Annotated in this window: 5 protein-coding genes; all 5 read left to right on the top strand. The window is 40.4% G+C overall.

Annotation, left to right across the window (positions count from 1 at the left end):
* The first annotated feature begins 115 nt into the window (after positions 1–115).
* From HQN83_RS13495 to HQN83_RS13475, 5 genes are read left to right on the top strand one after another with little or no spacing between them, the layout of a single operon-like run.
* Positions 116–7,150, top strand: coding sequence for a type I polyketide synthase (locus HQN83_RS13495; RefSeq protein WP_173090884.1), 7,035 nt, complete (start codon positions 116–118; stop codon positions 7,148–7,150).
* 12 nt (positions 7,151–7,162) lie between these two features.
* On the top strand, positions 7,163–11,467 hold the full coding sequence (locus HQN83_RS13490; protein ID WP_173090883.1) for a type I polyketide synthase: 4,305 nt from the start codon (positions 7,163–7,165) through the stop codon (positions 11,465–11,467).
* A complete protein-coding gene (locus tag HQN83_RS13485) occupies positions 11,455–11,754 on the top strand; it encodes an acyl carrier protein (protein WP_048907178.1) in 300 nt (99 codons plus the stop codon). The genes HQN83_RS13490 and HQN83_RS13485 overlap by 13 nt, the downstream gene beginning before the upstream one ends.
* Positions 11,745–12,509 carry an alpha/beta fold hydrolase gene (locus HQN83_RS13480; protein WP_173090882.1) on the top strand — a complete coding sequence of 255 codons (765 nt, stop codon included), beginning with the start codon at positions 11,745–11,747 and terminating at the stop codon, positions 12,507–12,509. Before HQN83_RS13485 ends, HQN83_RS13480 begins: the two co-directional genes overlap by 10 nt.
* Entirely contained in the window at positions 12,502–13,707 is a 1,206-nt protein-coding gene (locus HQN83_RS13475; protein ID WP_173090881.1) for a glycosyltransferase, read from the top strand. Before HQN83_RS13480 ends, HQN83_RS13475 begins: the two co-directional genes overlap by 8 nt.

Genomic DNA, 13,707 nt, shown 5'->3' with positions numbered 1-13,707 from the left:
AGCTACTTTGAATAAAATCATGGTGTTTTTCTGTATAAAAATCCTGCTTCTGTAGAATATCTTAACTGATATTCAATGAATACTCGAAGTTGAACCCTAATCATCCCTCAACAACATGAAAACTCCCATAATTATTGGAATAACTCCATTTGAACGGCCTGATGTAAATCTTGCTCATGCGGTGTCAAATGCGAAGGCATTTCCTGTGCTTCACCTCGGAAGAGATAAAGCCGTAGCTGCTGATGCATTAGAGCAGTTGTCAAACAAATGTTCGAAAGGATTTGGTGTGTGCCTGATTTCGGACGATTTTAAGGATATCATTTTACCTGAACAGGTAACAATGATCATCTTACCTTACGGAATACAAATCACCAGAAAAAAGCAGGTAAAACTGTTTTATCAGGTTTGCAGCGTTGAAGAGGCTAAAAAAGCCCAGGCAGAAGGTGCTGATGGTATCATCGTAAAAGGTAATGAAGGTGCCGGAAAGGTAGCTTACGAATCTTCGTATGTATTATTTCAGCGCATTGCTAAAGAAGTTAAAAATATAGATATATATGTACAGGGTGGAGTTGGTGTACATACCGCTGCTGCTTTAATTGCTTCGGGTGCAACAGGAATTGTGTTAGATAGTCAGCTTGCATTGTTTCCTGAATGCAGTGTGCCGACAGTCATAAAGCAAGCTTGCGAAAAACTAAGCGGTAATGAGACCAGACTTATTGGGAATTGTCGTGTATTGGTACGCCCAAATTCACCTGTGCTTGTTGATAATGCTACAGAAAAAGACCTTGAACCCTATTTCAATGGTTTTGATTTGGAGAAATCGTTCCTCCCAATGGGACAAGACATCTCTATTTCATTAGATCTTGTAAATCGTTATAAAAAATTAGATAAGCTAGTATTTGGCATACAGGAAGCTGTTTACGGTCACCTTAATCAGGCTAAATCAATCAATGTGATTAGTCCTGGTAATGCTTTGGCTAAGGATTTAAATATTACTTATCCTATTGCACAGGGGCCAATGACAAGGGTTAGTGATGTAGCACCTTTTGCCAATGCGGTTGCTGAGGCAGGGGCATTGCCTTTTGTGGCATTATCACTGCTGAAAGGTGATCGTGCAAAGGAACTGATTAGTGAAACAAAAAAACTTGCCGGAAATAAAACCTGGGGTGTTGGTATATTGGGTTTTGCTCCTCAAGAGCTGCGCGATGAGCAGCTGGAGTATATAAAACAAGAAATGCCTCCTGTGGTATTAATTGCAGGTGGCCGACCATCGCAAGCTAAACCGCTTGAAAAGTTAGGCATTAAAACTTTTCTTCATGTGCCATCGGTATCTCTTTTGGATATGTTTTTAAAGGAAGGTGCCAAACGTTTTGTTTTTGAGGGAAGAGAATGTGGTGGGCACGTCGGTCCATTGTCGAGCATGGTGCTTTGGGAGAAGCAAATTGAGCGACTATTAAAAGAAGACCAGCCGGAACAGATCAGTGTGTTTTTTGCGGGAGGAATCCATGATGCTTTATCTACTGCATTTATTGCTGTAATGGCGGCGCCACTGGCGGCAAAAGGTGTAAAGGTTGGGGTGTTAATGGGGACTTCTTATTTATATACTAAAGAAGCAGTTGCTACAGGCGCTATCCAGGATAAATTTCAGGAGCAAGCTATGGCATCTAACGATACAGTGTTGCTTGAAACAGCGCCGGGTCATGAAACCAGATGCTTAAATTCTCCATTTGCAGCCTTTTTTAATGAAGAAAAAGAAAAGCTTCAGAAAGAGGGTGTAGATAAAAAAGAAATCTGGGCAAAACTGGAAGGCCTAAATGTTGGTCGTCTTCGTATTGCTGCAAAAGGGATTGAACGCCAGGGTGATAAGTTGGTGACAATTGCTGAAAAGGATCAGTTACATCTTGGTATGTACATGATTGGCCAGATAGCGGCAATGCGTAATGAGGTTGTTTCTGTTTTAGATTTACATAAGGATGTTGCTGAGGGCAACTATAAATATATTGAAAATGCAGAGTTGTCTGCAATTCCTGAGGCTAAAGAAAAATCGTTAAATGTAGCCATCGTAGGTATGGCTTGTATTTTTCCGGGAGCAAAAAATATTGAAGAATACTGGCGTAACATTATTTTAGGCAATGATTCGGTTACTGAGGTGCCTGATGAGCGCTGGAATAAAGAGCTGTATTATAATCCGGAATCAACAGATAAGGACATGTCTCACTCTAAGTGGGGCGGTTTTATTCCTAAAATTGATTTCGATCCACTGGAATATGGTATTCCTCCACAGTCGTTAGCTGCAATTGAACCAACTCAGTTATTGAGTTTAATGGTGGCCAAACAGGCAATGGAGAATGCCGGCTATAAAGATGGCAGCTTTAATGCAGAGAATGTATCTGTAATTATTGGTGCTGAAGGTGGAAATGACCTTGCGAACAGCTACAGTTTCAGAGGGTTTTTTAAGCAGGTGTTTGGCGAAATGCCAGCTGAGTTGGATGAACTGTTGCCGAAAACAACAGAAGATTCTTTCCCTGGGATTTTAGCGAATGTGATTTCAGGACGTATTACCAACAGGTTAAACCTTGGTGGGCGTAATTATACTGTAGATGCGGCATGTGCCTCATCTTTAGCAGCTATTGATTTGGCTTGTCAGGAATTGTTTCTTGAAAAATCAGATATGGTACTTGCCGGTGGTGCCGACTTACACAATGGCATCAACGACTTCCTGATGTTCTCTAGCACACATGCTTTATCCCGCAAGGGAAGATGTGCAACCTTTGATGCTGAGGCAGATGGTATTGCATTGGGTGAAGGTGTTGCTATGGTAGTGTTGAAAAGGCATGAAGATGCTTTGAGAGATGGAGATAGGGTTTATGCTGTAATTCAGGGGATAGGTGGTTCTAGTGATGGCAAGAGTCTTGGTTTAACTGCCCCGCGTAAATCGGGTCAGGTTAGGGCACTTGAACGTGCGTATGGCCAGGCTGGTATCTCGCCGTCAGTTCTTGGGTTAGTTGAAGCTCATGGAACGGGTACAGTAGTAGGTGATAGAACTGAGCTTAGTGCGTTAACTGATATGTTAAATGAATCGGGCGCAAGGGCTAATCAAACTCACCTCGGATCAGTAAAAACTCAGATCGGACATACGAAATGTGCTGCCGGTTTAGCTGGTTTAATAAAAGCCGCGCTGTCTGTTTACCATGGGGTAAAGCCACCCACCATTAATTTAAAAAAGCCGAACAGTTATTATAATAGTAGTACAAGTCCTTTTGCTTTCCATACTGAAGCTGGCCTTTGGATGGAAGATAAGCGTTATGCAGGTGTAAGTGCTTTTGGTTTTGGAGGTACTAACTTCCATGCGGTTATTGAAAGTGATCATAAAGTTTCTGAGCGGGCTCCGGCATTAACTTCATTGCCATCTGAGCTTTTCGTTTTTAGAGGTGATACTTATGATGAGGCCAAAAAGCAATTGAGCAATGTAAAGGCTTTACTGGATGAAAATGACAACATAGATTTAAAAGATATTGCCTTCAGTTTGGCGCTTGGAAACACTAAACAGATACAATTAAGTATTGTAGCTGACAGGGTTGAAGACCTGATCATGAAGATTGATTTGGCTTTGTCAGGTGTTGAAAGTAAAGATACTTACATCACTAAAAAGAGAGAAGGTAAGGTTGCGTTTATGTTCCCTGGTCAGGGCAGTCAGCGTATTAATATGGCTAGAGATCTATTTGTGATTTTCCCTGCTATGCGCAAACTGTTAAAGAACCAGATTGAATATGAGCAAGTTCTTTTCCCTAATACCGTATTTGATGAGGCTTCTTTAAAAGCGCAAAAAGAAAGAATTAAGGATACCCGTATGGCACAGCCGCTATTGGGTATTGTTGATCTGGCAATTGCCAATTTCCTCAAGGATTTAGGTATTGAGCCTGATATGGTTGCCGGGCATAGTTATGGTGAGTTACCTGCTTTGTGTTTTGCAGGTGCTTTTGATGAAGATCAACTGGTGTTTTTAAGTGAACAACGTGCTAAAGCTATTCTGGATGCTGTAGAAGGTGAAGATACCGGAGCTATGATTGCGGTAACGAGTAAGGAAGACGAGATATTTAAGGTGATTGATGGAATGAAGGATGTTTATGCTGTAAACTATAATTCGCCCACTCAATTGGTAATTGCGGGTACAACTCCGGCAATTAAAAACCTGGCTGAGGTACTTAAGACTGCTAAAATTTCTTTCAGACCGCTGGAAGTTGCTTGTGCTTTCCACAGCCCGTTGGTTGCCAAATCAAAGGCACTTTATAAAAATGTACTTGATGAGGTTGAATTTACTAACCTGAACCTGCCGGTTTGGTCTAATACCACTGCGGCTCTTTATCCTACAGGAGCTGAGGCCGTAAAGGAAAGACTTACCGATCACCTTGTGAAACCTGTGAAATTTGTTGAGCAGGTAGAACAGATGTACCAGGATGGGGCAAGAATATTTATTGAGGTTGGGCCTGGGAAGGTATTGACTGCTCTTGCAAAAGCATGTTTAGGCAGAGATGAACTTTTGCTTTACGCAGAGGACAATAGCCATAATAAGATTACACACCTCCTTTGTACAATTGCTACCTATATGGCGACAGGACGTGATGTTAAATTGGAAAAATTGTTTGAAGGACGTAATGGTAAGCTTTTAAATCTTGATGAACCGGGACAGTACAAAAGGAGTAAAACAGTTTGGTATGTAAATGGGCAGCACGCTATTCCATCGGTAGGAAAACTACCTGCTAACGGAGCGTTGCCAATAGTACAGCCAATTAAACTAAAAGGAACAGAATTGAAAACAGAATATATAAATGCACCCTCAAATGGGGCCGAACAAATGATGCAGGAGTATCTGAACAGCATGAAAATGATGATTCAGGCACAACGTGATGTAATGTTAACGTTTTTAGCTCAGCAGTCGCCTAACATGCAAATGCCTCAGCAAATGTATGTTCCTGCACCAGCCGTAGTGCAACCTACATCAAGTGTACAGATTGCAGCTTCACCACAAGTAGTTGCGGTTCAGTCGGCAGTTGCCGCTCCTGTAAAATCGGTAGCCGTAAAAATTGATGTTAAAGCAGTTTTAATGAGTATTGTAAGTGATAAAACTGGTTATCCTCAGGAAATGCTTGGAATGGAAATGGATTTAGAGGCCGATTTAAGCATCGATTCTATTAAACGTATGGAGATTATTGGCTCTTTGCGCACAGAACTGGGCGGTTTTAGTAATGCTGATAAAAACGAAGATGCTTTTATGGAGCAACTTGCAGGTATTAAAACCCTAAATGGTTTAGTAAACTGGATTAATGAAAATACAGCGTCAGCAGTGCCGGTTGCGGAGGAGGTTGAAGCATTAGATGTAAACGTAGCAGTAAGCAATGTGAAATTTACACTTGCCGATATTAAATCAGCTATACTTTCGGTGGTTAGTGACAAAACCGGCTATCCTCAGGATATGCTAGGTATGGATCTTGATCTGGAAGCGGATTTAAGTATAGATTCTATTAAGCGTATGGAAATCATTGGCGAGCTGAAAGTAAAGATAGGCTTTAGTAAAGGTGAGGATAGCGGCGATGATTTAATGGAAAAACTTGCAGCGATTAAAACGCTTAATGGTCTGGTAAATTGGATTTCTGAAATAGAATCTGAAAGTGCAGAAACTGTTACAGAAGCTAAAAAGATTATTCAAGAGAGTGCTAACAGCTATGATGAGGCTTTGTCAAGACTTCGCTTTGAGCTTACGCCTTCAGAGCTTGTAAATAAAGATACTTCGGCCTTAAAAGGAATTCGTTTTGCAGTAACTGATGATGCCGGTTTACAAGCGGGAGCTATTAAAGAATTGTTTGAGGCGCAAGGTGCAACTGTAGATATTGTTTCTGCTAAAGATAGCTTAACAGGCTATAAAGGTTTAATCATGCTGAACATGTTTGCCTCGCCGGATAAGGCTACTATTATTGACAATATTGCAATGATTAAGGAGTTGAACTTTGAGGAGATGAAATGGGTGTATTTGATTTCGGATACCAAAGGTCATATGAATAATGAAGCAGATACTGCAATGTTAAGGCATTTTCAAGGTTATTCTGGCTTGTTTAAAAGTTTAGACAAGGAATACGAAAACACCAAATGCAGGATTGTTAGTTTAACAACAAAATCTTCTGCAGAGGAAATTGCTGTGATTACCTTAAATGAGATTCTGAATCCTGATGTACCATCTGAGGTTATATATGATGGAGCTCAAAGGCAAACGCTTGAACTTATTCCTTCACAATTGGTGACAGAGTTATCTGATTCTCATATTCAATTGAGTAAAGATGCTGTGGTGTTGGTTCTTGGGGGTGCACAGGGTATTACTGCTAAGTTAACAACGCATTTTGCAAAAGAATATCCTTGCAGATATATTTTGGTCGGTCGTTCTCCTGATCCACGAACTAATGGATTGGAGCAGTTTGCTGCTATGAAAACCACAGAAGAGATTAGAGCTTACCTAATCAAACAGGGTGAGATTAAAAAACCTTCAGAAATAGAAAAGGAAACGAGTCGAATTTATAAAAACAATCAGATTCTGGAAACTATTACTTCACTTGAAAAAGAAGGCTCTGTTGTATCCTATGCTTCGCTTGACTTGCGTGATGAGGAAGGCTTAAGCAAATTTATCGCAGATGTTTATGCAGCTTACGGAAGGATAGATGGGGTAGTTCATGGTGCCGGTTTGTTGGAGGATAAATTGTTTCATGGTAAAACAGTGGAATCATTCAAGAGGGTTTTTGAAACTAAGGTAACGCCTTTACGTGTGCTTGCAGAGCAACTAAGACCTGAAACTCAGTTTGTAATTTTCTTCTCGAGCATCGCTTCCGTTTACGGAAATCGTGGACAAACAGATTATGCTGCAGCAAACAGTGTAATGGACAGATATGCCTGGGCATTAAACGCAAAAATAAAAGGTAAGGTGATGGCGATAAACTGGGGGCCTTGGAAAGGTGCCGGAATGGTTTCATCAACACTTGAAAAAGAATATGAACGCAGAGGTATTTCGATGATACCATTGAAGGATGGTATGGAAACCTTTGTAAATGAAGTTAAATACGGAAATGAGAGTCAGGTACTCATCATGGCAGGAAGTAACTGGTAGCCGGAGGGCATTATGAAAAAAACAGATGTAGCTGTAGTAGGAATGTCTTGCATTTTCCCGGGTGCGGGTGATGTGGAGACATTCTGGCAAAATATAATTAATAAGGTAGATTCTACGCAGGTTGTTCCTGCGAATAGAATTGATCAGGTACATTTTGAAAAGGGTTCATCTGGCGTAGATCGTTTTTATTGTAATCGCGGTGGTTTTATCCCGGAAGTGGAGTTTGATCCTGCAAATTTTGGGATACTCCCGGTAGCAGTTGAAGGTACTGAGCCGGATCATTTGCTAACGCTTAGTCTGGTGCAAAAAGCATTGGAAGATGCCGGAGTATTTGAAAAGAATGTTTCTCTTGATAAAACCGGCATCATTATAGGTAAAGGTAACTATGCCGGGCCGGGAGCTACGCGTGCAATAGAAATTGTTAGAACAGGAGAGCAGATTGCGAGCGTATTAAAAGACCTTTTGCCACATCTGGGCGATGAAGAAATAGATAAGGTAAAGAAAGAGTTTCAACTTCGTAAAGGCCGTTTTGGTGCTGATACTGCAATGGGGCTTATTCCTAACCTGGTGGCTTCTTTAGTTGCTAACAGATTGAATCTTGGTGGTGTAGCTTATACTTTAGATGCTGCTTGTGCCAGTTCTCTTATTGCAATTGATCATGCGGTGCAGGAACTGAATAGTAACCGCTGCAATATGGTTATTGCAGGAGGCGTTCATGTTGGTCAGAATGCAGCATTTTGGAGTATTTTTACTCAACTAGGTGCATTGTCCAGAAAAGGAAAGATCGCTCCTTTTGATGAAGGGGCAGATGGGTTACTTATTGGAGAAGGCTGCGGGTTTGTAGTATTAAAACGACTAGAAGATGCAATTGCTGATGGTGACAGGATTTACTCAGTACTAAAAGGTATTGGTGTTAGCAGTGATGGGAGTGGTACTAGTGTAATGAGCCCTTCAGTAAAAGGACAGATTAAAGCGATTACCCAAGCATGGGAAAATGCAGGTGTCGATTTAAAAGATATAGGATATATTGAGGCGCATGGTACCGGTACTCCATTGGGTGATAAAACTGAAATAGAGACCTTATTACAGTTTTTTGGTAATGATGCTTCATTGCCAAAGGCGGGGATAGGTACTGTAAAGTCTAACATAGGCCACGCGATGCCTGCCTCAGGTATTGCCGGGTTGATAAAAACATCATTGGCATTGTATCATGGTATTATTCCGCCAACATTACATTGTGAAGTGCCTTTGGCACAATTAAAAGAAACAAGATTTAAAGCAGTTCAAGATGCTCAAGATTGGGAAGCTTCAGGCTTGCCAAGAATTGCAGGCGTAAATGCCTTTGGTTTTGGAGGTATAAACGCACATGTGGTACTTGAGGGGTATGGAGCGAATAAACCAGAAACTAATTCTGTTTCAGCGAATGCTAAAACTGATGAGGTATTATTAATTGCCCGCCATAGTCACGAGGCTTTGCTAAGCGCTTTGGAAGCCAATGATAAAGACCCTGGTGAAGGACAATATCGCATTGCGGTGTTTGATCCAACTCCTGAAAGAATAAAGAAAGCGCTTAAAATTGCAGGGAAAGACAATCCATGGCGAAATAAGCAAGATATATGGTATACTAATAAGCCTCTTTTAAGCAATGGCGGTAAAGTTGCTTTTGTGTTTCCGGGGCTTGATGGCTTAGCAGGAGGAGAGGTTTTGAGTGTTGCCGAGCATTTTAATATTGCACATAAAGAAGCCTCGGTTTCTGGTGGTTTATTGGATGAGGCTTTGAAGATTCTGGAGAAAAGTAGTATTCTGGATACTGCCATTAAACAGCTAGGTGTGCTGCCGGATATGAACGCAGGACATAGTTTAGGCGAATGGCTTGCCGCAAGATCTTCTGAATTAGCGGAAGAATCATCGGTAATGCAATTGTTGAATTACCTCAATCCGGAAACATTTGAGTTAAAAGATTCCAAATTTATTGCCGTAGGATGTGGAATTGATAAGCTGCAACCTATTATTGAAAACATAGATCAGTTATATCTTTCTAATGATAATTGTCCGCAACAGGTTATTCTTTGCGGAACCAATGCGGCGCTTGATGAACTTGTTCCAATATTAAGGACTCAGCAGATCTTTCATCAGATATTGCCTTTTCAGTCTGGTTTTCACTCGCCTTTTGTGGCAGATAAGCTAGATGTGATGTTGGACGGCATGAAAGATATGCAGTTCAGGAAAACGAAGTTCCCTTTATGGTCGGCTACAACACTGGAGCTTTATCCAGAAGGTTTTGAGGCAATAAGACAATTAAGTGTAGAACATTTGATAAAACCGGTTCGCTTTCGTGAACTAACCGAGCGACTTTATAATGAGGGTGCAAGGGTATTTGTACAAATTGGATCTGGTGGTTTGATTGGTTTTATTGATGATACTTTGCGTGGTAAAAACTTCAGTACAGTATCTTCAAATGTGCCGATACGTTCTGGTATTGCGCAGCTTCAGCGTGTGCTTGCTGCATTGTTTATAGAAGGTAAAGAAGCGGGAATGCAGTTTATGGGCTATGAGAAGAAGAATGTTGTCTCTAGAAAAGGCATGGTTCTTCAACTTGGTTTACCTATCATTAATAATATTGAAGGGATTAAAGCACTGGCCGTAAAACAGAGTGCTTACCGTAAAGAAGTGATTTTAGAGGATGTTGCTGCTCACCCTTTAATGAAAGCATTTAATGAGAATGTTGAAGAGATGATTGATATTCAATCTGAATTACTTCAATTGTTTAAGAATGGAGTTTCTGGGAACGGGGCCTTCCCTTCGGTGCAGACAACATATCCTGCTCAAACTGTAAATGCTCCTGCTCAGGTAGTGAGGACTTCTGGGCAACGAGTTCCGTTTTCTAAAAAACTGGATGTTAGCTTAGATAATTGCCCATATCTGGTAGACCACTCATTACTTAGACAACCTAAGGGATGGCATTGTGTTGATGATATGGATCCGGTAATTCCCATGACAATGATCTTTGAAATGTTCGCTGAAATTGCAGCGGAACAGTCGCCTGAAGAACAGGTGCAAAAGATCTTGAACATTAAAGTGTTTCAATGGATGAATGTTGCAAAGCCATTTGTAGAAACGGTTGTCGGAGAGTGGAAAAGTCAGCAACTGGTATACCTGAATCTGGAACGATTTGCAAATGCAGAAGTACTGCTAACAGGCAAACTTGCTGATGCTCCTTTGAGGAGTTTTGATGTAGGTAAGCTTTTAGATATCGATAGAACAACTGAGCAGATTTATGATGGACATATGTTTCATGGTCCGGGCTACCAGGGTATAAAGAAATTAATTGCAGTTGGCGAGAAGGGTATAACGGGTATCATTGAAGGTGATGCAGGAAAGGGATCGCTTTTAGATAATGCCGGACAACTTTTTGGCTTATGGCTACAACTTACACTGACAAAGGATCGTATCGCTTTCCCGGTAAAAATACAGGAGATAGAGTTTTTTGGTGATTTTAAAGATCAGAAAGGAAGCTTTGAATGTACTTGTGTGCTCACTGATTTGAATGATGAATTTGCTACGGCAGATTTTGTGATGAAAAGAGGTGGTAAGATCTGGGCAATAATAACTGGCTGGCAAAACAGAAGATTGGAAATTGATGATGCTTTGTGGAGTGTATCCATGTCGCCATTACACAACAGACTTTCTGAAGAGATTGCACCGGGTGTATTCATGTTCCATAATGCTTATAGCAGGGTTGTTTCCTGGGACTTTATCTTGAAACGCTATTTCAATCAGGATGAGAAAAAGCATCATAATTCTTTATTGCCGAATAAGCGTAAAGAATGGATGATTAGCAGAGTGGCTGTAAAAGATGCAGTCCGCAATTTGCTAAACAAGACCAAACAGGAAGCATATTATCCAATTGCTTTTGAAATCAGATCTGACGAATTCAGAAAACCTTATCCTCATGGTAGCATGACAGATGGTATACATGTTTCTATTGCTCATAAAGGAACTGATGCGGTGGGTATTGCCCAGTATGATCGCTCTGTGGGTATTGACATAGAAAGGATTGAGGAACGTAGTGAAGGATTTGGTGATCTTGTTTTCTCTGAAGAAGAAAAAGCTTTATTGGCTGATAAGGACAATGCAGAATGGTCAACCCGTTTTTGGGTGGCAAAGGAGGCTTATGGGAAATATCTTGGAAAGGGATTAATGGGCAATCCGAAAGCATATACCATACAGGAGATTAGAGGAGAAGAATTAAGAATTAACGACATATTCATAAAAACTATAAAACATAAAAATTATATAATCGGATGGACGCAGTAGTATCGACAGCAAAACTGAATAGCAACGAGATCTTTGATCTTATGAAACAATTTATTACTGAGGTGATAGGTGAAGAATTTGTAGAAGAAATGGATATCACCATGGAAAGCTCTTTTACTAAAGATCTTGAGATGGATAGTATTGAAATTGTATCCTTTTCTGAGAAAATTAAAGCACATTTTGGTGAGCAGATAGACTTTACAGGATGGTTGTCCAACATGGATCTTGATCAGCTTATCAATCTGAATTTAGGTACGATTGTTAATTATATAGAGGAATGCCAGTAATAGAGGTAAATAACAGAGGGGTGCACATTCAAGAACTAAACAAGGGAGCTGCAGAAACGGTGCTGCTCGTTCATGGAATGTTTAGTAACCTTTCTATTTACTATTTTAATATTGCCCCCATTTTGGCTAAGCACTTTCATGTGGTGATGTATGATCTTAAAAGCCATGGATTGAGTGAAAGAATAGCAAAGGGGTACGATCTTAACAGCATGACTGATGATCTGGTGAGCTTGATGGATAGTTTAAGGATTAATAAGGTACATCTGGCAGGATATAGCTTTGGTGGACTTATTGCTTTAAAAATGGCACTACGTTTTCCCGAAAAGGTAAAAAAGCTTGCTGTTATAGAAGCGCCAGATCCTAATGATGATAAGACAAGGGATATCATTGATGATTATAGCAGAGAGTTTTTGGAACATTATGTAACCAATTTTACTGATACTACAAAGGTGAAAATGGGTAAACGACAGATGGAACGTAATCATCGTATGTACGAATATCTTTTTCACGAAACCAGCATAAAGAGCGATATGATTCTTGAAAAAGAGTTTTTTAGTGCTGCTGAGATTTCTGATATCGAACAGGACACTTTGTTGCTGTATGGTTCGCAGTCGAATTGTTTGGGGGCAGGTAAAAAATTGAAAACAAAGATAAGAGGCGCGGCTTTGCTTGAGGTAAACGGCGACCACAATATTCCGATTCAGGAGCCGGTAAGTGTTGGTAATATCATGGAAACATTTTTTAATAATGGCTAAATTCGTTTTTATAGTCCCGCCTTTAACTGGGCACATTAATCCTACATTAAGTATCGGTGCAGTTTTGTTGCGTCGCGGGCATGAAGTAGCCTGGATTAGTCTGGATAAATCTTTGGCTTTACGTTTACCTGAAGGTGGACAACTGCTGCTGATCGAGTACGATGAAAGTGATCAGCAAAAGCAGGATAGCGAGAAATATCTCGACATCATTACCAAGAAGATTGTTTATGGTATCGATAGTATAAAATTCCTTTATGAGGAGGTGTTGATTCCTTTGAACAGGCATAGCTATGAGGGGATTCTGACTTTACTAGATGAGTTTAAGCCAGATCTGATAATTACAGACCATCAGATGTTTGCCGGAGCTATAGCTGCTGTTAATAAAAACATTCCTTATGCAACTTCTGTTACGGCACCTGCTGCGATTAAGGTTATGGATGAACTGCCTAAGATTCATGAATGGGAAGTAAATCAGATTGTAACCCTTCAAAAGGAATTGGGTATTCAAAGCGAAAATTCTATTGCTTGTTCAGATTTGTTAACAATGGTTTTGACTTCGAAAGCATTTTTTGGAGAAATGGAGTTGCCCTCTAACTATCAGTTTGTTGGTCCTGTTATCCATAAAAGAGCCGGGCAAACTGCCTTCGATTGGCTAAAACTAGAACAGAGCGAACAGCCAAAAGTATTGGTCAGTATTGGGACTACTTTTGATCATGAGCACAAGAAGAGCTTTTTTGCTAAGGTAATTGAAGCCTTTGCTGACGAACCTTTAACTGTAGTAGTAGTTTCTGAACCATCATTGTTTGAAGAATGGCCTCAGAATTTTATCGTTCAACGCAATGTTCCTCAATTAGAATTATTGCCTCATTTAGATGCAGTAGTTTGTCATGGAGGCCACAATACTGTTTGTGAAACTTTAACTAATGGTTTGCCAATGGTGGTAGTGCCTATTGCATATGACCAGTCGCATGTTGCTGGCAGGGTGGTTAGAGTAGGGGCTGGATTGAGGTTGAATTTCAATCGATTCAAGTCAAAACATCTAAAAGAAGCTGTTGAGGAGATTTTAAACAATAGTGATTTTAAAGAAGCAGCGCAAAAAATGAGGGCTTCTTTTGAAGAAGCTGGTGGAACCGAGACTGCTGCAGATTTGCTGGTGCAATTAAGTGCGGTGAGGTATGCTGAAGTATTAAATAATTAA

This window comes from Pedobacter foliorum (assembly GCF_013266735.1).
Lineage (GTDB): Bacteria > Bacteroidota > Bacteroidia > Sphingobacteriales > Sphingobacteriaceae > Pedobacter > Pedobacter foliorum.
The sequence above is the reverse complement of the archived record's forward strand: the minus strand, read 5'-3'. Positions and strand labels throughout refer to the sequence as shown.

Excerpts from the sequence above, each read along its gene's own strand:
- HQN83_RS13495 (WP_173090884.1), top strand. The coding sequence starts at position 116 with ATGAAAACTCCCATAATTATTGGAATAACTCCATTTGAACGGCCTGAT.
- HQN83_RS13490 (WP_173090883.1), top strand. The coding sequence starts at position 7,163 with ATGAAAAAAACAGATGTAGCTGTAGTAGGAATGTCTTGCATTTTCCCG.
- HQN83_RS13485 (WP_048907178.1), top strand. The coding sequence starts at position 11,455 with ATGGACGCAGTAGTATCGACAGCAAAACTGAATAGCAACGAGATCTTT.
- HQN83_RS13480 (WP_173090882.1), top strand. The coding sequence starts at position 11,745 with ATGCCAGTAATAGAGGTAAATAACAGAGGGGTGCACATTCAAGAACTA.
- HQN83_RS13475 (WP_173090881.1), top strand. The coding sequence starts at position 12,502 with ATGGCTAAATTCGTTTTTATAGTCCCGCCTTTAACTGGGCACATTAAT.